The 21018-nt window shown below is 69.2% G+C and carries 23 protein-coding genes and 1 tRNA gene; 10 read left to right on the forward strand and 14 right to left on the reverse strand.

Features of this window, described 5'->3' with window-relative positions; translation table 11 throughout:
* Positions 1-23 precede the first annotated feature (23 nt).
* From B9Y95_RS19940 to B9Y95_RS19955, 4 genes are all read right to left on the reverse strand, one after another.
* Positions 24-803 (reverse strand): enoyl-CoA hydratase/isomerase family protein, encoded by a 780-nt coding sequence (locus B9Y95_RS19940; RefSeq protein ID WP_085514398.1) that lies wholly within the window; start codon positions 801-803, stop codon positions 24-26.
* Positions 803-2089, reverse strand: coding sequence for a CaiB/BaiF CoA transferase family protein (locus tag B9Y95_RS19945; protein WP_085514399.1), 1287 nt, complete (start codon positions 2087-2089; stop codon positions 803-805). The genes B9Y95_RS19940 and B9Y95_RS19945 overlap by 1 nt, the downstream gene beginning before the upstream one ends.
* Positions 2090-2268: 179 nt before the next feature.
* Positions 2269-3972, reverse strand: a complete 1704-nt coding sequence (locus tag B9Y95_RS19950; protein WP_085514430.1) for an ABC1 kinase family protein — start codon at positions 3970-3972, stop codon at positions 2269-2271.
* Positions 3973-4033: 61 nt separating this feature from the next.
* Positions 4034-4525 carry a PadR family transcriptional regulator gene (locus B9Y95_RS19955; RefSeq protein WP_085514431.1) on the reverse strand — a complete coding sequence of 164 codons (492 nt, stop codon included), beginning with the start codon at positions 4523-4525 and terminating at the stop codon, positions 4034-4036.
* A gap of 199 nt (positions 4526-4724) precedes the next feature.
* Here B9Y95_RS19955 and B9Y95_RS19960 point away from each other — a divergent pair, with 199 nt between their 5' ends.
* Positions 4725-5597 carry an oxidoreductase gene (locus B9Y95_RS19960; protein WP_085514400.1) on the forward strand — a complete coding sequence of 291 codons (873 nt, stop codon included), beginning with the start codon at positions 4725-4727 and terminating at the stop codon, positions 5595-5597.
* A gap of 21 nt (positions 5598-5618) precedes the next feature.
* Here B9Y95_RS19960 and B9Y95_RS19965 read toward each other — a convergent pair whose 3' ends face one another.
* Positions 5619-6104, reverse strand: coding sequence for a glutathione peroxidase (locus B9Y95_RS19965; RefSeq protein WP_085514401.1), 486 nt, complete (start codon positions 6102-6104; stop codon positions 5619-5621).
* Positions 6105-6289: 185 nt separating this feature from the next.
* On the opposite strand from B9Y95_RS19965, the gene B9Y95_RS19970 reads away from it, so the two are divergent.
* The 4 genes from B9Y95_RS19970 (at position 6290) to B9Y95_RS19985 (ending at position 8982) form a co-directional block, all read left to right on the forward strand.
* Positions 6290-6916 (forward strand): dihydrofolate reductase family protein, encoded by a 627-nt coding sequence (locus tag B9Y95_RS19970; RefSeq protein ID WP_085514402.1) that lies wholly within the window; start codon positions 6290-6292, stop codon positions 6914-6916.
* Positions 6913-8322, forward strand: coding sequence for a flavin monoamine oxidase family protein (locus tag B9Y95_RS19975; RefSeq protein ID WP_085514403.1), 1410 nt, complete (start codon positions 6913-6915; stop codon positions 8320-8322). Before B9Y95_RS19970 ends, B9Y95_RS19975 begins: the two co-directional genes overlap by 4 nt.
* 44 nt (positions 8323-8366) lie before the next feature.
* Complete coding sequence (locus B9Y95_RS19980; RefSeq protein WP_085514404.1) at positions 8367-8690, forward strand: YciI family protein; 324 nt, start codon at positions 8367-8369, stop codon at positions 8688-8690.
* A 103-nt stretch (positions 8691-8793) separates the two neighbouring features.
* A complete protein-coding gene (locus tag B9Y95_RS19985) occupies positions 8794-8982 on the forward strand; it encodes a hypothetical protein (protein ID WP_085514405.1) in 189 nt (62 codons plus the stop codon).
* 25 nt (positions 8983-9007) lie between these two features.
* Here the strand turns inward: B9Y95_RS19985 and B9Y95_RS19990 are convergent, their stop codons facing one another.
* Positions 9008-9865, reverse strand: coding sequence for a helix-turn-helix transcriptional regulator (locus tag B9Y95_RS19990; protein ID WP_085514406.1), 858 nt, complete (start codon positions 9863-9865; stop codon positions 9008-9010).
* Positions 9866-10107: 242 nt separating this feature from the next.
* Between B9Y95_RS19990 and B9Y95_RS19995 the strand changes: the two genes are divergently transcribed.
* Entirely contained in the window at positions 10108-11028 is a 921-nt protein-coding gene (locus B9Y95_RS19995; RefSeq protein WP_085514407.1) for an SDR family oxidoreductase, read from the forward strand.
* Between the two features lie 121 nt (positions 11029-11149).
* Here B9Y95_RS19995 and B9Y95_RS20000 read toward each other — a convergent pair whose 3' ends face one another.
* Positions 11150-12139, reverse strand: coding sequence for a helix-turn-helix transcriptional regulator (locus tag B9Y95_RS20000; protein WP_085514408.1), 990 nt, complete (start codon positions 12137-12139; stop codon positions 11150-11152).
* Between the two features lie 96 nt (positions 12140-12235).
* Here B9Y95_RS20000 and B9Y95_RS20005 point away from each other — a divergent pair, with 96 nt between their 5' ends.
* On the forward strand, positions 12236-12634 hold the full coding sequence (locus tag B9Y95_RS20005) for a VOC family protein (RefSeq protein WP_085514409.1): 399 nt from the start codon (positions 12236-12238) through the stop codon (positions 12632-12634).
* A 15-nt stretch (positions 12635-12649) separates the two neighbouring features.
* Here the strand turns inward: B9Y95_RS20005 and B9Y95_RS20010 are convergent, their stop codons facing one another.
* Positions 12650-13279 (reverse strand): TetR/AcrR family transcriptional regulator, encoded by a 630-nt coding sequence (locus B9Y95_RS20010; RefSeq protein ID WP_123539722.1) that lies wholly within the window; start codon positions 13277-13279, stop codon positions 12650-12652.
* A gap of 86 nt (positions 13280-13365) precedes the next feature.
* Here B9Y95_RS20010 and B9Y95_RS20015 point away from each other — a divergent pair, with 86 nt between their 5' ends.
* Entirely contained in the window at positions 13366-14328 is a 963-nt protein-coding gene (locus B9Y95_RS20015; protein ID WP_085514410.1) for a zinc-binding dehydrogenase, read from the forward strand.
* 34 nt (positions 14329-14362) lie between these two features.
* On the opposite strand, the gene B9Y95_RS20020 is transcribed toward B9Y95_RS20015, so the two are convergent.
* On the reverse strand, positions 14363-14728 hold the full coding sequence (locus B9Y95_RS20020) for a DoxX family protein (RefSeq protein ID WP_085514411.1): 366 nt from the start codon (positions 14726-14728) through the stop codon (positions 14363-14365).
* A gap of 119 nt (positions 14729-14847) precedes the next feature.
* On the opposite strand from B9Y95_RS20020, the gene B9Y95_RS20025 reads away from it, so the two are divergent.
* Positions 14848-15222 carry a winged helix-turn-helix transcriptional regulator gene (locus B9Y95_RS20025; RefSeq protein WP_085514412.1) on the forward strand — a complete coding sequence of 125 codons (375 nt, stop codon included), beginning with the start codon at positions 14848-14850 and terminating at the stop codon, positions 15220-15222.
* A 62-nt stretch (positions 15223-15284) separates the two neighbouring features.
* On the opposite strand, the gene B9Y95_RS20030 is transcribed toward B9Y95_RS20025, so the two are convergent.
* A tRNA-Pro gene (locus tag B9Y95_RS20030) sits at positions 15285-15361 on the reverse strand.
* A gap of 221 nt (positions 15362-15582) precedes the next feature.
* Here B9Y95_RS20030 and B9Y95_RS20035 point away from each other — a divergent pair.
* Positions 15583-15783, forward strand: a complete 201-nt coding sequence (locus B9Y95_RS20035; protein ID WP_056005177.1) for a hypothetical protein — start codon at positions 15583-15585, stop codon at positions 15781-15783.
* Positions 15784-15862: 79 nt separating this feature from the next.
* Here the strand turns inward: B9Y95_RS20035 and B9Y95_RS20040 are convergent, their stop codons facing one another.
* The 4 genes from B9Y95_RS20040 to B9Y95_RS20055 form a co-directional block, all read right to left on the reverse strand.
* Positions 15863-17557, reverse strand: coding sequence for a long-chain-fatty-acid--CoA ligase (locus tag B9Y95_RS20040; protein WP_234994194.1), 1695 nt, complete (start codon positions 17555-17557; stop codon positions 15863-15865).
* Between the two features lie 279 nt (positions 17558-17836).
* Positions 17837-19357, reverse strand: a complete 1521-nt coding sequence (locus tag B9Y95_RS20045) for a flotillin family protein (RefSeq protein WP_064295482.1) — start codon at positions 19355-19357, stop codon at positions 17837-17839.
* Between the two features lie 46 nt (positions 19358-19403).
* Positions 19404-19892, reverse strand: coding sequence for an NfeD family protein (locus B9Y95_RS20050; RefSeq protein WP_085514414.1), 489 nt, complete (start codon positions 19890-19892; stop codon positions 19404-19406).
* Positions 19893-19992: 100 nt separating this feature from the next.
* A complete protein-coding gene (locus B9Y95_RS20055) occupies positions 19993-20907 on the reverse strand; it encodes an NUDIX domain-containing protein (RefSeq protein ID WP_085514415.1) in 915 nt (304 codons plus the stop codon).
* Positions 20908-21018 lie beyond the last annotated feature (111 nt).

Below are 21018 nucleotides of genomic sequence, written 5' to 3' on the forward strand. Positions count from 1 at the left end.
GCCTCGGGCAGGATGGCCTCAGTCTAGGAGTCGTGCGAGGGGAACACGGGCGGAGTGCGGGCGGCGAACGCGACGAGCCCCTCGCGGGCGTCCTCACTGGTGAAGGCTTCCTGACCGAGGACCGCCTCACGGTGGAAGGCCTGCTCGAGCGGCAGGTCCGAGAGTTCGCGGACCGCCCGTTTGACGGTGGCGACGGCGGTGCGACTCTTCGCGAGCAGCTCGTCGGCGACCTCGTGCGCGGTGTCCATCAGCTCCGTCGCCGGGACGACGCGGTTGACGAGACCGTACCGGAGGGCGGTCGCCGCGTCGATGCGGTCGCCGCGCAACATGAGGTCCATCGCGAAGGCGTACGGGATCTGGCGGACCAGACGACTCAGCGTACCTCCCGCGGGCACGACGCCGACACCCGTCTCCGGGAGCGCGAACCCCGCGTGCTCGGCGGCGATGCGGATGTCGGTGGACAGCAGGATCTCGAACCCGCCCCCGAGGCAGAGCCCGTTGACCGCGCCGATCACCGGCTTGTCGAGACGGGTGTGCTTCTGATGCGCGTCGTCCCACTCGCTGATGTCGAACCGGCCGTCGGCCAGGGCCGGTATCGACTCGCCGAGGTCCGCTCCGACGCAGAACGCCCGGTCGCCGGCACCGGTCAGGATCGCGACACCGATGCGCGGGTCGTCGCGGACCTCGGCGAACGCTTCGCCGAGCTGGTCGTACATCGCGAGGGTCAGCGCGTTGAGCTTGTCCGGACGGTCGATCGTGATGACGGCGGTCGCTCCTGACCGGTCCAGTCGTACTCCGCCCATCAGATGGTCCCCGCCGCCCGCAGCTCGTCGATGGCGGCCTCGTCGTAGTCGAGGAGCTCCCGGAGCACCGCGGCGGTGTGGGCCCCCGTCGACGGCGCTCGGCCGTTCGTCCTCGGTGGGGTCGCGTCGAGCTTGACGGGTGAGCCGAAGGTCCGGAGGGCGCCGAATCCGGGATAGGCGGTCTCGACGACCATGTCCCGAGCCGCGATCTGCGGGTCGGCCACCACCTCGCCGATGTCCTTCACCGCACTCAGCGGGACGAGGTCCCCGGCGAGCGCCTCGAGCTCCGCTTTGGTGCGGTCCGCGAACCAGCGTTCGACGAGGGGACGGACCGCATGCTCGTAGACCTCCTCGTCGAACCGGTCGCCCATCGCGTGGAGCTCGGGGTGGGCCTCGTACTCCCCCGGGCCTCCGAACAGCTCGCAGGAGATCCGCCAGAACTTGTCGGTGTAGCCGCCGAAGAAGACGAAACCGTCTCGGCAGGGGAACGCCTCGTAGGGGCGCACGAAGGGATGCGCGTTCCCGAGCGGGACCGGCACCGTGCCCTCGGTCGTGTAGGCGACGACCGCGTTCTCGGTCAGGGTGAGGACCGAGTCCTGTTGCGAGATGTCGACGAGCTGCCCGTACCCCGTGGCGTCGGCGTGCCGGAGCGCCGCGAGAACGCCGATCGTCCCGTACAGGCTCGCTGCGAGGTCGCCGATGATGGTGCCGACCCTCGTCGGCGGTCCACCGGCCGGGCCGTTCATCGACCACAGACCGCCGGTCGCCTGGGCGCTGTTGTCGTAGGCCGGTCGACCACGGTACGGGCCGGTCTGACCGTAGCCGCTGAGGGCGGCGTACACGAGGCGCGGGTTGATCGTCCGCAGGTGCTCGTACCCCAGGCCGAGGCGGTCCATCGTGCCCGGACGGAAGTTCTCGACGAGCACGTCGGCGCGAGCCACCAGCTGCTCGAGCAGCGCAGCACCCGAGGGATGCCGGAGGTTGGCGGTGACGCCGAGCTTGTTGCGGTTGTACTGCGCGAAGAAGCCGCTCAGTCGGTCCTCACCCACCGGGCCGTCGGGGTCGTCCTCCTCCGCGAGCAACGGCGGGAAGGTCCGCGTGTAGTCGGGTTCGTCCGGGTGCTCGACCTTGATCACGGTGGCCCCGAGGTCGGCGAGGACCATCGAACAGTACGGGCCGGCGACGACCCTGGTGACGTCGACGACCACCACGCCCGCGAGCGAGCCGCGTGCGGTGTCGAACCCGCCGAGATCGGCGAGGCGGATACGCAGGTCCTCATCGATCATCGGTTGCCACCCGTCGTCGACGTGGTGTGATCCGGCCGCCTGCGCATGTCGCTCCGCTCTGCACCTCGGAACGGTCCCGATCGTGCGTGGCGATCCTGTCACCGCCATCGACGGCGCGGACATGTCCGTCTGGACCACATCCGCGGCCTCAGGGACGGCCGCGACACATGCCGGATCGGTCAGTGACCGCGGCGCCCCGAGAACAGTGCGTGGAGGAGCGGCAAGACGGAGACCACCATGAAGACGGTGCCGAGCACGGCGTCGTCGGCCCGGATCACGGCACCCGCGACGAGCAGCGCGGCGAACAGCACGGCTGAGACGACTCGGCCCGTCGTGCGGTCGAGCCGCGCGATCCGCTGTTCAAGTCTCGGGTTGGTGGTCGCGACCGTGCCCGCTTCGACCCGCGTGAGGACCGCGTCGAGACGCTTCGGCAGGCGGACCGCGACCGTGGCGATGTCGAGTGCCTCGCGACCGAGGTCCTGGACGACGTTGCCGCGTTCGTCACGGAGCAGCTGCGCGGCGTAGGGCTCGACGGAGTCCCAGAGGTTGAACTCGGGATCGAGGGCGCTGCAGACACCGGAGGTGAGCGAGATCGCGCGGATGATGAGCAGGAAGTTCTCGGGCAGCTGGAACGGCAGCGTGCGGATGACCTCGCTGAACTGGTTGCCGAAGTCGCGGAACTCCTTCGGGTCGACGTCGCGCAGTTCCGCGAACCCCATGCCGCCGAAGCGTCCGAACAGCGCGGTCATGGCCCGCTCGAGCTCGGTCGTGTCGGCCGAGGGCAGGAGGACGCCGAGGTCGCGGATCGCGTCGACCAGGCCCTTGCCGTCGCGCGATGCGGCGGCGATGAGGAGCTTCCGGAGGCCGCGCCTCGTGGTCGGCGGGACCTCGCCCATCATCCCGAAGTCGATGAAGGTCAGCTTCCAGGGTCGCTCGCCCGGGGCGGCGTCGACCGGCGTCACGAAGATGTTGCCGGGATGCGGGTCGGCGTGGAAGAACCCGTTGGTGAAGAGCTGGTCGAACATGACGGCGGCGAACACGGGCGCCACATCGACCGGGTCGATGCCGGCGCCGCGCAGGGCGTCCGCGTCGGTGATCTTGATGGCGGTGACGTCTTCGAGCGTCAGGACGCGCTGGGTCGTGCGCTCCCACACCACCGCGGGTACGGAGACGCGGTCGTCACCTGCGAAGTCGGCGGCGAACCGCTCGGAGCTCGCAGCCTCATGGAGGTAGTCGATCTCCTCGAGGCTCGTCGCGGCGAACTCCTCGACGAGCGCCGGCATGTCGACGCGGTCGGAGACGAGCCGGACGCGGCGCAACCAGCCGCCCACCTTGCGCAGGGCGGCGAGGTCGACGGTGACGATCTCGTCGATGCCCGGCCGCTGGACCTTGAGCACCACGGCGTCGAGCCCGGTGTCCGCGGCGAGCGCCGGAGCGAGCAGGGCGCGGTGCGCCTGGCCGAGCGAGGCCGCTGCGACGGGGCGTTCGTCGATGCCGGCGAAGACCTGCGAGAGCGGCACACGGAGTTCCGACTCGGCGAGCGCGCGGATGCGGGGGAAGGCGACGGGCGGGACTTCGTCCTGGAGGCCTTCGAGCTCCTTCGTGATCTCCGGCGGGAGCACGTCGAGGCGCGACGACATGAACTGGCCGACCTTGATCATGAGGCCGCCGAGGTCGACGGCGAGCACGTGGAACCGTCGTGCGAACTTCTGCATGCGGCGCGTGCGGGTACGCTCCGTCAGCTTGATGAGCCCGAACCGTGGCAGGACGATCTCGAACCACCAGGCGGCGGCCAGGTGCCAGCTCGCGAAGCGGAGGATGCGACGGTACCGGGCGCGCCCGTGAGCGGGCGGACCGACAGGAACGCCGGCCCGCCCGCTCACGGGGAGCGCGCCGAAACGGGACGCCGAGTCGCTGGGCGTCCCGTCGGTCGACGACACTCGGTCAGTCCTGGGCGAGGATCGCGTAGAGGCGCTTGCGAGCGTCGTCGAGGATGGTCACGGCCTGCTGGACCTGCTCGGGCGTTCCGGTGCGGCCGACCTGGGCTGCGGCCTGGGCCAGCTCGACGCCGGCCTTCGGCAGGGCGGTGAAGCCGGGGTGCTCGGACGACTCGGCGTTCTGCCACGGAGCGGATGCTCCGGACTCCGCGACCTCGTCGCGACCGGCCTCGGTCAGTGCGTAGGTCTTGCGGCCGCCCGACTCCTCGGCCGTGATGATGCCCTCGTCGGAGAGGAGCTGCAGCGTCGGGTAGACCGAGCCTGCGCTGGGCTTCCATGAGCCGCCGCTGCGCTCCTCGATCTCGCGGATGATCTGGTAGCCGTGCATCGGCTGCTCGGCCAGGAGGGCCAGCACGGCGGAGCGGACGTCGCCGCGGCCGACGCGCGAACCGGCGCTCTTCTCGAACTTCGAACGCAGCTGTTCCATCATCTGCCACATGCCGTCGGTACCGAAGCCTGCTCCGTTGCCGAAGCCTCCGCCGTTACCGAACCCTGCGCCACCGAATCCTGCGCCACCGCTTGGGAATCCACCCATGATTGCTCTCCTTCGTCGTACGTGAACGATGCTCAACGATATATCGGTGAAGCTGTGAGCGATATGTGTAATCGGAAGATCGTGATGGCGTAACGTCGCCCTCATGAGCCCTTGGACCGCAGCAGACATCCCCGATCAAAACGGCCGCGTCGCGATCGTGACCGGTGCGAACAGCGGGATCGGCGCGGTCACGGCCCGCGAGCTCGCCGCCCACGGTGCCGCCGTGATCCTCGCCTGCCGCGATACGGACAAGGGCGCGCGTGCCGCGGCGACGATGACCGGTGACGTCGAGGTGCGGCAGCTCGATCTCGCCGACCTCGCGTCCGTCCGTCGATTCGCCGACGGTGTCGAGCGGGTCGACGTGCTGGTGAACAACGCGGGCGTGATGGCGGTTCCCGAACGACGCACGGCCGACGGCTTCGAGATGCAGATCGGCACGAACTTCCTCGGGCCCTTCGCGCTCACCGGCCTCCTGATCGACCGCATCACCACGCGGGTCGTGACGCTGTCGAGTGCTGCACACCGCGCCGGCAAGATCGACCTGGCCGATCTCAACTGGCGCAACCGCACCTATCGACGCTGGTCGGCCTACGGCCAGTCGAAGCTCGCCGACCTCATGTTCTCGGCCGAACTGCAGCGACGCCTCACGGCGGAGGGGTCCTCGGTGCTGTCCGTGGCCGCACACCCCGGCTTCGCGTCGACCGAACTCCAGTCCCACACCGAGTCCGCGCAGGGTCCGCTCCTCGCCTGGGGAACCCGGCTCCTCGGTCAGAGCGCGGACATGGGTGCGCTTCCGACGCTCTACGCGGCGACGTCGCCCGACGTCGAGCCCGGCGGCTACTACGGTCCGAGCGGCTTCGGTGAGATGCGCGGTGGTCCGAAGCCCGTCGACCGGACCTCGGCGGCCCGCGACGAGCACGTCGCCGCCGAACTCTGGAAGACGGCCGAGGCGCTCACCGGAGTCACCTACCGGTGAGCGTGCCCGGCCGTCCCGGCATCACGCGGGCAGGCTCTCCTCGATCGCGGCGATGACCTCGGGGGAGTCCGGCTCGGTCGTCGGACGGAAGCGGTGCACGGTGCCGTCTGGCGCGATGAGGAACTTCTCGAAGTTCCACTTGACGTTGCCGGCCTTGCCGTTGGCGTCGGCGGTCTTCACGAGCTCCTGGTAGAGCGGGTGCCGGTTCCGGCCGTTGACCTTCACCTTGTCCATCATCGGGAAGGTGACGCCCCAGGTGGCCGAGCAGTACTCGGCGATCTTCTCGTTGTCGCCGAGCTCCTGCAGGAACTGGTTGCTCGGGAACCCGATCACCGTAAAGCCGCGGTCGGCGTACTCCTTCTGGAGGGCCTCGAGCTTCTCGTACTGCGGCGCGAGGCCGCAGCGGCTCGCGACGTTGACCACGAGTTTGGCCTTCCCGTCCCACTCCGCGAGGGTCGTGTCCCGGCCGTCGAGGGTGGTGACGGGGATGGTGTCCAGATCGGTCATGGTGTGATGCCTCTCATCTGTCGAACGACGTCCTGCTCGAGCACTGGTGTGCGCAAGCGGATCCACTCCGAACGCTACTCGCCCAGGACACGGCCGACGCCCTTTCGTCAGTGCGTTCTCAGCCGACAGCCGTTGACACCGCCTGCCCGCCGGTGGATCGTGAGTGCAGCAGATCGGAGCAGGACATGGGACGCATCCATATCGACCTCTTCATGACCCTCGACGGCGTCGCTCAGGCGCCCGGTGGGCCGGAGGAGGACCCCAGTGACGGGTTCGCGTTCGGCGGCTGGCAGGCGCCGCTCATCGACGAGGTCGACGGGGAGCAGATCGACGCCGGCATGGTGGGCATGGACGCCCTCCTGCTCGGGCGACGGACCTACGACATCTTCGCCGGATACTGGCCGCACCAGGAGGGCGGTCAGGACGACGGCATCGCGAGGCTCTTCAACCGACTGCCGAAGTACGTCGCGTCACGCGAGGCACGGGAGCTGGGGTGGGCGAACTCGACGCAGCTCGGCCCGGACCTCCCGGAAGCCGTTCGAGCACTCCGCGAGCGTCACTCGCAGATCCACGTCATCGGCAGCCTCGACCTCGTGCAGACCCTGCTCGCCGACGCACTCTTCGATCAGCTGAACCTCTGGGTGTACCCGATCACGCTCGGCACCGGGAAGCGCGTCTTCGCAGATGGCACCGTGCCGTCCTCGCTGCGGCTGCTCGGCCCGGCGACCACGTCCCCCGCGGGGACGGTCCACCTTCGCTACGAACGGATCGACGGCACACCGGCCACCGGCGACATGGGCGACCCACGATGAGCGCGTCGGACGAGGCGTCGGCGCAGTCGCCCGAAGCCGACATCCGCTACGACACGGTCGTCGTCGGTGCCGGCGTCGCCGGGCTCGTCGCCGCGCGGCTCCTCGCGGCCGCTGGACGCATGGTGGTCGTGGTCGAGGCCCGTGACCGGGTCGGCGGGCGGGTGTCGACCGAGCGTCGCGACGGTCAGGTGACCGACCTCGGTGCGTCATGGGTGCACGGGGTGGATGACAGTGCGGTAGCTGCGGCGGCCGACGCGTTCGGGATGCGGACGGTCGAGTTCACCGTCGGCGGCTACCAGCCGGACAGCCGGCCGATCGCGTACTACGGACCCGACGGCGAGCGCCTGTCGGACGCCGAGGCTCGCCGCTTCGCAGAGGACGTCCACGCCCTCGACGCGACGCTGCTCGGTGTCGTCGCCGAGTCCGCGCCGGACGCGTCCTACCGTGATGTGACCGAGGCGGCGCTCGCGCTGCAGGACTGGGACGCCGAGCGGGTGCAGCGGGTCCGTGAGTATCTGGAGCATCGTTCGGAGGAGCAGTACGGCGCGTGGATCGAGGACCTCGCGGCCCACGGGCTCGACGACGATGCGATCGACGGTGACGAGGTCGTGTTCCCCGAGGGGTACGACGTGCTCCCCCAGCGATTGGCCGAGGGGCTCGACGTGCGCCTGGAGCACGTGGTGACGAACGTGCGGTGGTCCGGAGACGTCGAGGTCACCGCGCAGGGACCGACTGGCGAGGTGGTGCTGCACGCGGGCTCGGTGGTGGTGACAGTGCCGGTCGGGGTGCTGCAGTCGGAGGAGTTCACGATCGATCCCCCGCTGCCGGAGCCCGTCGCCGGCGCACTCTCGCGGTTGCGGATGAACGGGTTCGAGAAAGTGTTCCTGCGGTTCGAGCGGCGGTTCTGGGACGACGACGTCTACGCCGTCAGACAGCAAGGACCGGAGAGTCGACGCTGGCACTCCTGGTACGACCTCACGACGGCGCACGGATCGCCGACGCTGCTCACGTTCGCCGCAGGCCCGACGGCTGTGGAGATCCGGGACTGGGACGAGTCGCGCGTCGTGGAGTCGATCCTCGAGCAGCTGCGGCGCCTGTACGGCGACCGTGTCGAGGAACCGACGGAGGTGCACGTCACCCGGTGGCAGGACGACCCGTTCTCCCGCGGGTCCTACGCCTACATGACCGTCGGCTCGACGACCGACGACCACGACGCCCTCGCGACCCCGATCGACGGCGTCCTGCACCTCGCGGGCGAGGCAACCTGGACCGACGACCCCGCGACGGTGACGGCGGCATTCCACTCCGGCCATCGGGCGGCGGAGCGCGTCCTCGGTCAGTCGATCCCCATCGAGACCCTCTGGCGCGACGAGAGCGCAGTACCGGTCGTCAACCAGCTCAGATAACGACCACGAGTGCGCTCTCGCGAGCGTTGAGAGAGAGGAACCGTATGCGATTCATGATGTTCGTCCTCACGGACCCCGTGCCCGACGAGCCCATCGACGACTCGGACGTCGACCACTGGGTCCAGGAGCTGGACACGACGCGGCGGCGACTCCTCGGCGACGTGCTCGATCCGAGCGAGGCGCGCGGCGTCCGTGTCCGCGCCGGCGAGCGCCTGGTCACCAACGGCCCGATCCCAGGAGCGACCGACACGCTCTGGGGCTTCGACATCCTCGAGTGCGCCGACCTCGACGAGGCGATCGACGTCGCCGCCCGCCACCCGATGGCCCGCAACGGCCGCCTGGAGCTGCGCCCGTTCCCGAGTTCGTAGGGCTTCGCCCGGAGGACCGCGAACGAGTCCGGCGAGCTGCCGCGATCCGCAACCCATGGGAGGTCGGTCAAGCCAGGAGGCGAGTATCCCCTAGCCTCGGGGCATGCAGATCGAATACGTCTACTCTTTCGCCTCCGCTCTCTGGCTGACCGTCGCCATCCTCGCGGGCGGCTACGCGCGCACCCGCAACCGGTCGGCTTGGATCTGGTTCCTGCTCGTCTTGTTCTTCGGACCGATCGGCGCGTTCCTCCTGGTCGTCTTCCCCGCGGCGGAGCGGAAGCCGACGAGCTGAGCGGCCCCGACGCGGATCACCGTTCTCAGGAGCCCGCCGCCAGGCCTGGCAGGGATTGGGCCCCGATGACGGCGAGGAGTCGGAGTTTCTCGGAGCTCTCACTGCCGGGTTCTGCGGTGTAGACGAGCAGGCGGTGGGACTGGTCGGGGTCCAGCAGCGTCTGGCAGTGCAGTTCCAGCTCGCCGACCTCAGGGTGGAGGAACCGCTTGACCTCCGTCGGGCGGAGCCCGACCTCCTGCGCGGCCCACAACTCACGGAAGTCCTCGCTCCGTTCCAGCAGTGCGTTCGCGAGTCGTTCCGCACGCGATCCGGGACCGCGCATCGTGACGACCTCGCGGAGCCCGGCAGCGTACACGCGCGAGAGCAGCCGGCGATCGGCAGGCGGGTAGGCCGCGCTCGCCGTCGGATCGGTGAACCACCGGTAGCCCAGGCTCCGGTCGTCGCCGATGAACCGGGAGGCGTCGCCGTTGAGCGCGACGGCCATCGGCGTCTGGCGAAGCGTCTCGCCGAGTTCGTTGATGATCTCGGCCGGTGTGTCCTGCAAGCGGTCGAGGATCCGCAGCAGACCGGGGCCGACATGGTCGCCGTGCGCTCCTCGCGCGGGAGGAGTGCGCCCGGCCAGCCGGAAGACGTGGTCCCGTTCGTCGAGGGAGAGGTGCAGGCCCTGCGCGATCGCGGCGATCATCTGTTCGGACGGTTGCGGCCCCACCCCGCGCTCGAGCCGCGCGTAGTAGTCGGTCGACATGTTGCAGAGCGCCGCGACCTCCTCCCGGCGGAGTCCGTCCGTCCGTCGCCGCGGACCGCGCGGCAGACCGACGTCCTCAGGCTGGAGCTGGTGCCGACGGTGGCTGAGGAAGGTCGCCAGACCCGGTCGATCGATCATCGCGCTCCTTTTCCTGTTGCAGTCGGTCGAGTCCCTTTCTATCGTGCGTGGGCGCGGACAGCCACGGCCTGTCGATCCACCCCGAGCGAGGATGACCGCAGTCGAGTTGTCTCCGAGCCGCAGCAGAGGTATCCACGGACCGACGATCAGTGGATGAACCGGTCCTGGCACCCGCGGTGGGCGAGACCGCAGTCTGGGTCCTACACACCACGCTGTGCCACCTCTCAGACGAAGGACCGACCATGCCACGAACACCCGCGTTCACCATCCCCGACCTGACCGGGTCGTTCGCCGTCGTCACCGGCGCGAGCGACGGCCTCGGTCGGGTCATTGCCACCGACCTTGCCCGGGCGGGCGCCGAGGTCCTCCTGCCCGTGCGCTCAACGACGAAAGGCGAGCACGTCGCCGACGGTATCCGTGCTGCGGTTCCGGGCGCGGCGGTGTCGGTCCGTCGTCTGGACCTCGCCTCCTTGGAGTCCGTCTCGGCGCTCGTCGACCGACTCACGACGGAGGGCCGCACGATCGACCTGCTCGTCAACAACGCCGGCGTGATGACGCCGCCGGAGCGGCAGGAGACGCGGGACGGCTTCGAGCTGCAGTTCGGCGTCAACCACCTCGGCCACTTCGCGCTGACCCTCGGTCTGCTGCCGCTGCTCAAGGCCGGTGGAGCGCGCGTCACGCATCAGACGAGCATCGCCGCCCGGAGCGGCTCGATCAACTGGGACGACCTCGACTGGAAGAACAGCTACGACGGGATGCGGGCCTATCAGCAGTCCAAGATCGCCGTGGCCCTGTTCGCGCGCGAACTCGATGCCCGCAGCAGAGCCGGCGGCTGGGGTGTCTCCAGCAACCTGTCCCACCCAGGAGTCTCCCCCACCAATCTGTTGGCGGCACAACCGGGCATGGGTCGGCAGCGGGACACCGGAGCCCGTCGCGTGGTCAGTCTGCTCTCACGCCTGGGCGTTGCGGGCTCGGTGTCGAGTGCCGCTCAGCCCGCGCTCATGGCTGCGACGGCTTCGACCGCGCGAGGCGACGAGTTCTACGGCCCGGTCAGGACCATCGGTGGCCGACCAGCGCTCCTCCCGGCCCTGTGGCCGCCGATGCGGAACCTGCACGACGCGCGTCGGCTCTGGGACGAATCCGAGCGGCTCATCGGACGGTGACGCGGCGGCTGGGCGCTGGTCGGACGGCCGGCGCTCCGAGCACGCCCGCCGGAACCCCTGGAGGTCACCGCCACCCCGGGCGACCGGCGGCGTGCTTCGACGTGATTCGCATGGTCGCGCCCTACGGGAGCGGAGGCGCCCCGTCCGCGCCGCACGCGATGCGGAGCATCCGCATCGCTGTCGCGTGGAGGAGTGCTCTGAGGTCTTCAGGCTCGTCGACGATCACCGCATGATCTCCCAGCCCGGCTATCACCGCTGGAAGCCAGTCGAGGCGTTTGGCTCGGATCGAAAGCCGATGCCAGCCGGGTGCGTCCTCGATCGACTCCACGACGGCCACGATCTCCGGGAAGTGGGCCCGGATCTGTGGGACGCTCGCCTGGATGCGCAACCGGACGTGCCATCGGTAGTCCGCCCCCGCGAAGCGATCGACGAGTGGAGGGCGCTCCGCTCGAACAACCGGGCCCGAGACGACGCCGGGCAACGTCCGCGCCGATCGGATGCGGTCGACCCGGAAGGTGCGCTCCTCCGCTCGCTCGACGTCGAACGCGTCCAGGTACCAACGACCGGCATGGACGAGCAGGTCGAACGGATGCACCGTGCGACGCGAGGGCGTGTCCTCCGCGTCGCGATAGCGCAATTCCACGAGGCGTCTCGCTCGGAGCGCGTCCGACACGGTGAGCAGGACTCCCGCGTCGGGCACGTCGTGGCGCGACGGTCTCAGTGCTGCGGCCTGCAGGACCGCCTCGACTCGTTCCACGGATGCGGCCGGGAGGGAACGCCGGACCTTCGCGAGGGCGATCTGCGCTGCGACGTCCGGGGAGTGCGAGGACGACTGGGCTTCACTCAAGCCGAGGAAGACGGCGACCGCTTCCTCGTCAGTGAGCATGATCGGCGACACCCGTCGGCCGACGGCGAGGCGGTACCCACCGTAGCGACCGCGCACCGATTCGATCGGGACATCCATGTCTACGAGACGCTGCACGGAGCGGCGCACGGTCCGCTCATCGACGCCCAACCGCTCGGCGAGCTCTGGCACGCTGCGGATCTCCGCGGACTGCAGCAGCTCGAGCAACTGCAGCGCTCGAGCAGTCGGCGAGCTGGCATGTCCCATCTCCTGAGAATACCGGGCGTAAACAGTCCGGTATTGGCTCTATCGTCGTCACCGCCCCGCACCTGTGGGGAAACACCACCAGCCAAGGAGACACGCATGCAACTCGCAGCCACCCGGATCATCACTGACGACGTCGACACCCTGGTCACGTTCTACGAGCGGGTCACCGGTGTGACCGCGGCACGATTGCACCCACTGTTCGCCGAGGTGCGCACCGACACCGGCACGCTCGCCATCGCCAGTTCAGCGACCATCCCACTGTTGGGCGAGGACGCCGCAGCGCCGCATGCCAACCGATCCGTCATCCTCGATCTGCTCGTCGATGACGTCGACGCGATCTACGCGACGCTCCAGGGCGTCGTGGAGACGTTCGTGAACGAGCCGACGACCATGCCGTGGGGCAACCGGTCGCTGCTGTTCCGCGACCCCGACGGCAACCTCGTCAACGTCTTCACCCCGACCACCGCTGACGCGAGCAAGCGGGTCGCATTGTGAACCTGGACGTGCGGCCTACGCCGGGATGACGCTCGGGATGAGTCGCGGCGCTGGAGGGAGCGGTCCGTGCCGGTCGGACGCACGCAGTCCGTCGATCACGAGTGCGGCGTAGCGTCGCGCAGCTCGGACGCGCTCCGTCTCCGTCGTACTCGAGAGTCCGCGAGCCGCGAGCAGGACCACGAGGAAGTCGTCGAGGACGAAGTCCGCGCGCAGCGCGCCGACGTCGATGGCACGACGAGCGACGGCGGTGATCGCCCGCACGGCCTGTTCACGCTGGGTCCGGAAGTCGACGGCATCGGGGTAGGCGGCGAGGAACGCGTCCGTGAACCCCTGGTTCCGAGCGTTGAGGACCAAAACCTCCTCGATGATGCTGCGGAATCCACGCCAGGGGTCGACGTCCGCGAGCGCGTCGACCACGATCGAGCGGCAGTCGTCGAGCTCGTTCACGAATGCAGCTCTGACGAGATCGGCTTTGGTCGGGAACCGTCGGTACAGGGTGGCCGGCCCGACACCGGCTCGGCGGGCGATCTCTCGCATCGTCACGTGGAGACCGTCGGTCCCGAACAGTTCACGGGCTGCCGCGAGGACGCGGTCGCGGTTCTCCTGCGCGTCGGAACGCAGGTTCTGAGGCAGTGTCGCGGACATGTGTCTCACATTACTCAAGTGGACGGGTGCGTCCGTTACGTTGCGGGAGGCGGGTCAGATCCCTCGTCGCGAAACGGAGTGCACCCATGCGCGCAGTGATCATCCGGACCTTCGGCGACCCGAGTGGGATGGAGGTGACGGACCTGCCCGTCCCCACGCCCGGGGCCGGTTGTGTCCTCGTTCGAACGGAGGCCGTCGGGGTCGGCGGGGTCGACGTCGTGATCCGCCGGGGCGGGATCGCCGAAGCCGCCCGGGACTCGGGGATGATCCCGGGGAGTGAAGCCGCAGGCGTCATCACCGCGACCGGGCCCGACGTCGACCCCGCGTGGGTCGGTCGACGGGTCTGGGCGTTCACGGGGACCTCGGGCGCGTACGCCGAGTACGTGATCGCGCGCGCCGACGAGATCGTCGATTTGCCGTCCGACCTGACGTCCGTCCAGGCGGTGACGCTGGGCAGCGCTTTCCCGGTCGCGCACTTCGCGCTCGAACGCGCTCGCCTGGCCGAGGGCGAATCCGTCCTCGTGCGCGGGGCCGCCGGGAGTATCGGCCTGGCCGGCGTCGAGCTCGCCGCTCGTGCCGGCGCCGGCGTCATCGCCGTCACCACCTCATCTTCCGAACGCGGGGAACGTCTGCGGGCGTTCGGTGCAGCCCACGTGCTCGACCGCTCCGGCGCAGGCGATGCGGACGCCCCGGCGAAGTTCGACGTCATCCTCGACGTCGTCGGCGGTCCCGATCTCCCCCGGTTCATCGAGCGGCTCTCGCCGAACGGCCGCCTGATCGCCGTGGGCGTGGTGGGCGGGTTCCCGCCCGCCGACTTCGGCACGGCTCTCCTGGCCGGCTTCCGCCGATCGATCACCTTCGGAACCCTGAGCCTCGACACCGTGCCGCGCGCGGAACTCGCGAGGGTGCGAACCGAGGTGTTCGACGACGCCGTCCGAGGCACGCTCTCACCGGTGGTCCACGACACCCTGCCGCTGAGCGACGCAGCCGAGGCGCACCGTCTCATGGACGCCGGGGACGTCTTCGGGCGCATCGTGCTCGTCCCCTGAGTCGGCTGACGAGGCAGGCACAGATCCGCCACCACTACAGCCAGATCGTCGCCAGCCAGATCTCGACGGCGGCGAGCACCAGCAGGGCGACGTTCAGCCCGAGCACCCGGATCTCGCCGCGACGCAGGTGCAGGGTGATGCCACCGATCTGCACCAGGACCAGCCCGACCGCCGCAGCGACGGTCAACCAGGTGAGGACGCCCACGAGCGGGGGCAGGATGAGGCCGATCACGCCCAGCACTTCGAGCAGTCCGATCACTCGAACCGCCGAGAGCGGCATGCCGTCGACCCACGCCATCATCGGGCGGAGCTGCTCTGCAGAGCGGACGAGCTTCATGCCGCCCGAGTACAGGTACAGGACCGCGAGCAGTCCTGCGACGATCCAGTAGGCGATGACCATGTGCAACCTCCGAGTGCGTGTGTGCGTTGACGGTTACGATGGGTAACCAACGCAAGTGTGGACCGGATCGGACCGGCGTACAAAAGGCACACGCGTGTGACCGAGCCGCGAGGGGTGCCGTGTTCCGCTATCAGAGGCTGTGTTCCGTCAGGGGCGACCAGGGCAAAGCCATCCGCTCACTCCTCGACCGCATCGCCGACAAGTGGGCGCTCCTCATCATCGCGACGCTCCATGACGGCCCGTTCCGGTTCACCGAGCTCGAGCAGCGCATCCCGGGCATCTCCCGACGCATGCTCACCCTCACCCTCAGGAACCTGGAGCGCGACGGGCTCGTCACCCGCACCACCTTCGCCGAAGTGCCACCGCGGGTCGAGTACGAGCTGACGGACCTCGCACAGTCGCTCATCGCTCATGCGGTGGCACTCGCCGAGTGGGCCGGAGAGCACGTCCCCGTGATCGAAGCGAGTCGAACAGCATACGACGAGCGGTTCTGACCGGTGAGCCATGCTGCGAACAACGAAAAAGTCCCGGAAACCAGATGGTTTCCGGGACTTCATGGTCGGGCTGACAGGATTTGAACCTGCGACCCCTTGACCCCCAGTCAAGTGCGCTACCAAGCTGCGCCACAGCCCGATGCCATCTCCGCTGGCGGAGAAGACAACTCGAACAGTCTAGCGGATTCCGAGAGCGCTCCGTGACACGGCCCCGGCGACCACAGCGCGGTCCAGACAAGCCGCACTCGTCGGGCGGGAGGTCTCCCCTGCCCGCCCCCGCGTGGGGCACGCTACCGTGACTCGTCCGCACCCGCGCGACAGGACGAACCGACCGATCCGGTCACCCGACGAAGGACCACCATGCGCTACAGCCACTACTGGAAAGAGGTCCGCGTCGCGGCACTCACCGCCCTGCCGGTCGCGATCGTCTCCGGCATCGTTCAGGTCAGCCGGAACACGCCGATCGACGACGCCATCATCGGCGGCGCCATCACCTTCGTCGCACTGTCGCTACTCATCCCCGTCGTGCGTCACTGGCTGCACCCCGAGTCCCGCGGCTGACCACTGCGGCACGCCGAAGTCCTCACGGCACCCCTTGCACGACGTGCCGCGAGGACCGGCACGTGCCCGGACGTAGGCGCTACTCGGCCTTGCGATCCGCGACGAGCTGGTCGCGCACCTTGCGCCGCAGCACCTTGCCGATGAGCGACGTCGGCAGCTCGTCGAGCTGCACGACCCGCTTGGGCACCTTGTACGCCGTGAGGCGGGTCCGGCAGTAGTCGCGCAGCGAGCCGGCGTCGAACACCGTCCCGGCACGCATGACGACCGCGGCCGTCACGTCCTCGCCACCGGAATCGCGTGGCAGGCCGACCACGGCGGCCGACTCGACGTCCGGGTGCGACAGGAGCGTCTCCTCCACCTCGGACGGGCTCACGTTGAACCCACCGGTGATGATGAGTTCCTTCACCCGGTCGATGACCGTCACGAAGCCGTCAACCGACACCGTCACGATGTCACCGGTCCGCAACCAGCCGCCCTCGAGCAACGCCTCGCGCGACTCGTCCGGACGACCCCAGTACCCCTGGAAGACCTGCGGACCACGAAGCAGCAGCTCGCCAGACTCCCCCGCCGCACGATCGACCGTCGGGTTCTCGGGATCGACGACGCGGATCTCGGTGCTCGGGAACGGCACACCCACGGTGCCCGGCCGACGCGACGGACCGATCGGGTTGCCGAGCGCCACCGGCGACGATTCCGTCATCCCGTAGCCCTCGACGAGCAGACCGCCGGTCGCCTCCTCCCACCGTGTGACCGTCGACACCGGGAGGCTCATCGCCCCGGAGATCGCGAAGCGGACACTCGTCAGGTCGACGCCCTTGCGGCTCGAGGCACGCGATAGCGCGTCGTAGATGGGCGGCACTGCGGGCAGGAACGTCGGCGGCGACTTCTTCGCCGCCGTGAGCACCAGCTCCAGGTCGAACTTCGGGAACAGCACGAGCCGTGCCCCGATGCTCATGGCGAACGTGAGGCACAGCGTCATGCCGTACGCGTGGAACAGCGGCAGGACTCCGTAGAAGACCTCGCCGCCTTCGCTCAGTCCCGGCACCCAGGCGCGTCCCTGCTCAGCGTTCGCCCGCAGGTTGCGGTGCGTCAGGATGGCACCCTTCGGTGCCCCGGTCGTCCCGCTCGTGTACTGCAGGAGCGCGGTGTCGTCGAGCGTCGGACGCACGACCCGCTTCGACAGCTTCCGTCCGCCGATCAGCCGCTCCCACGGGAGCACGTGCTTCGCCGACGGGGTCGCGGTCATCGCCGCACGCGACTCACGCGCACGCTTCACCGGCAGCCGGAGCGCCAGACGCTTCGACAACGGCAGGGCCTGAGTGATGTCGACGGACACGATCCGGCCGCGCATCACGTCGGCCGGGAGGGCGGCCACCAGGTCGTAGACCTTGTCCCACACGATCGCGACGTGCGCGCCGTGGTCCTCGAACTGATGCCGCAGCTCGCGAGCCGTGTAGAGCGGGTTGTGCTCGATGACCGTCGCGCCGAGCCGGAGCGCCGCATAGAACGCGACGACGTGCTGCGGGCAGTTCGGCAGCACGAGCGCCACGCGGTCGCCCGGCTTCACGCCGAGCTTGCGGAGCCCCTCGGCCGCGCGCGCGACTTGTTCGCCGAGCTCGCTGTAGCTCGTCTCTGCACCGAAGAACTCCAGGGCGATGCGATCACCGAAGCGCTTCACCGAGGTGTCGAGCAGGTCGACGAGCGTCTCGGTGACCTCGTCGATGTCGGCGGGCACGCCACTGGCATAGGAGGACAGCCAGGGCCGCTCGGCCAGACGCTGACGCTGTGCCTCGCCGGCCTCGGTCGGCTCCGACGACTGCTCGCCCTCACGCTGCTCGGCTGTGTTTCCTCGATGGTCCACGACGATCCTCCAGATGACACCGTGCGCACCGCACGCATGCCTCCACCCTAGGCGGGCGCGTATGCCCGACCGGGGATGCGACCGGACCGCTTGACAAGCTCCAAACCGACACCGGCGAATCGCGCGAACAACCGTGGAACAACGCCAGAAGCCGGCCACCCGAAGGCGACCGGCTCCCGATGATCCAGCGACTCAGACGGCGTCGGGTGACGCGGGCGTCTTCGGCTGACGCTTCGCAGCCGCAGCTGCGTTGTCGGACATCGCCTGCTGGAGGTTCTCCCCCAGCGCGCCACCGGCGACCCCGCCCAGGAGGGCGGACAGGTCGAGCCCGGTGATGTCCTTGACGACCTTCGGCACCTCGCTGACGACCTGACCGACCGTCTTCGTGACGGCGGACGCGCCCTCAGTCGAGATGACCGTGAGGTTCGAGATGTTGCCGAGCGGCTCGGACACGGCTCGCGTGATCTCAGGCAGACGGGCGATGATCTCGGAGGCCAGACCGGCCTCGCCGTACTTCTTCAGCGCCTCCGCCTTCGCGTCGATCGCCTCGGCCTCCGCCAGACCCTCCGCGGCCACAGCCGACGCCTTCGCGTCACCCTGCGCGCGAATACCCTCTGCCAACGCGATCTGCTTGTCGCGCTCGGCGGTACCGGCGAGACGCACGGACTCCGCAGCCGCCTGGGCGTCCTGCACCGCCGCGACCTTGTTCGCCTCGGCGATGGTCTTGCGCTTGAACGCGTCGGCTTCCGTTGCGGCATTCGCTGCATCACGGGCCGCCTGCGCGCGCTGGACCGTCGCGTACGCGTCGGCTTCGGCCGGCTTGCGCACCTCGATGTCGAGACGCTCCTGCTCCACCTTCGCCTTCTCGGCGAGCGCCTCGCGCTCCTGCTCCGCGACCAGGCGGTCCTGCTGCGCCGTGGCGAGCTGACCGGAGGCCTCGGCCTCGGCGTTCGCGCGGTCGGTCTCCGCCTTGATGGTCGCCTGCTTGAGGCTCAGGGCCTTCTGACGCTCCGCGACCTGCTCCGCCGCTTCGATCCGCGCGAACTCGGACGCACGAGCGGTCTCGGCCTCCTTGATCTCCGCGTTCTGCCGGGCAAGCGCGTTCTCCGCTCGACCGAGGTCGGCGAGGTAGTTGGTGCCCGGCGTCGAGATGTCGGAGATGTTCAGCAGGTCGACCTGGAGGCCCTGCTCGGCGAGATCCGTCTTGGTCGCCTCGACCACCGCTTCGGACAGGGCGTTGCGGTTGGAGATGATCTCCTTGATCGGCATGTTGCCGATGATGGAACGCAGCGACCCTTCGAGGGACTGCTGGATGATCTGCGTCAGCGACCCCTGCTGCGAGAGGAAGCGCTGCGCAGCGCGGCGCACACCCTCCGGCGTGCCGGACACCTTGAAGTTCACGCTCGCCTGGATGGCGACCTTGATGAAGTTGGTGTCGACGCCCTCCACGACGATGCCGATCTGACGCTGCTCGAGCGAGATCGGGAAGCCCTGTTGCAGGATCGGCCAGATGAACACCCGCCCACCGATGACGACGCGCTGCCCGCCGTCGGGCTCGCCCGTCTTGGCGCCGGCCCCCCGACCGACGATGACGAGCGCCTGGTTCGGCGGTACGCGCTTGATTCGTCCGGCGACGAACGCGACGATCGCGAGCGCCACCACGACGAGTGCGATCACGGCGATCACCGTGATGTTGGTGGTGATGAAGTCCATAGGGCAGGTGCCTTCCCCTCGAGGGCGTGCTGGTGGATGGATGGAATCAGGGCTGCGTGTCGGCAGCGGCTCCGCTGGATGCGGGTTCGACCTTCACGCGGGAGCCCTGGAGCTCGACCACGCGGATTCGACTGCCGGTCTCGATCCGGGTGTCGGAGAAGGCGAGGCGCGTCTCGATCTCGTGCGGACCGTCGAGGCTCACCTCGCCGAAGGAAGCCGAGATGGTCGACCGGGCGACGCCGTAGAGACCGAGCGGTGAACTCGGCGTGCCGTCCTCCGACCGCTTGAAACTCCGGATCATCAGCTGGACGCCGACAAGCACGAGGACACCGATGACGGCCGAGATGACGTACGCGGACCAGAGGGGCAGCCCGTTCGCGAGCACGATCGCGCCGACGGCACCGAAGACGGTGAACGCGCTCCCGAGCGCGGTGGCCGAGACCGCCCCGTCCAGGAAGTCGAAGATCTCACCGAAGACCAGGGAGATGAGGACGATCACGAGACCGACGGCGCCGACGATGATGAACAGGGTCATGACACCAACCCTACTGAACGCCCAGGCGGCGTGCGGGAAAGCGGTCTCCCGTGACGGCGCCGACGGGCTGCAGGCTCCTGTGGAGCGACTGCGGAGGCCCTCAGCTCGTTGCGTCGAGCAGGTCCGTCAGCCAGCCGGCACCGCGAGTCGTCGCGCCCAGACGCTCGACGCGTTCGCGCAACTCCCGGTCCGAGGTGACCACGACGACCGCCCCGTCGAGCTCCCGGACGACGTCCACGATCGCGTCGTCGCCACTCCCCGCAGCGTCGACGACCGAGACGCCCGCCCGCAGCTCGTGACCAGGCTCTCGCGCGTCATCATCGGTGTGGACGCCACGGGCCTGTCCTTCGACGACGGCGACGTAGGCCGGCCACCAGCGGTTGAAGTCGAGGTCGAGCGCCTGGGCGTCGAGTCCCTCGTGCGCGAGACGGCCGAGTCGCGCGACGAAACGCTGTGCGGCTCCGGCACGGTCCTTCCACCACCCGTCCGGTCGCGACCCGACGACGTTCGCGACGTCGACGACGACCGTGACACGGCGCTCGAGCTGCGACCGCAGGCCGGGCCACGAATCGGCGAAGCCGGGGTGCAGAGGTAACGTCTCCACCTCGGCGAGCGGCACCCAGGCGAGAGCGATGCTCTCCGGGTCGGACACCACGGGTTCGAACGGCTCGACCGCCTCGACGATCACCGTCGTGTACGACCAGAACCCGAGATCGAGTACGGAGTCGAACCGCAACTCGATCGACTCGGCGGGGACACCTGCTTCCTCGTGCGACTCGCGGACCGCACCGTCCACAGCGCTTTCGAACTGGTGACGCGCGCCGCCCGGGATGCCCCAGGTGCCGCCGAAGTGGCTCCAGCCGGCCCGATGCTGCAACAGCACACCGCGGGCCCGATCGTGCACGAGGAGTCCGGCTGCACCGAACCGCCCCCAGTACTTCCGGCCGTCCCCGGATTCGACCCAGGCATCCCCGGCGTCCCGGACAGGGCCGCCGGGAGGATGCGCATCAGTCATTGGACCAGCCTGGCACGAAACGCTGTGCGCCACCCCTTTGCCCAGGGTCGTCTCCCCAGCACGTGGAGAACATGTTATATATTGAACTCCAGTATTGCATCGGCCGCGCTC

The sequence above is a fragment of the Plantibacter flavus genome, from assembly GCF_900177615.1.
GTDB classification, from domain to species: Bacteria; Actinomycetota; Actinomycetes; order Actinomycetales; family Microbacteriaceae; genus Plantibacter; species Plantibacter flavus.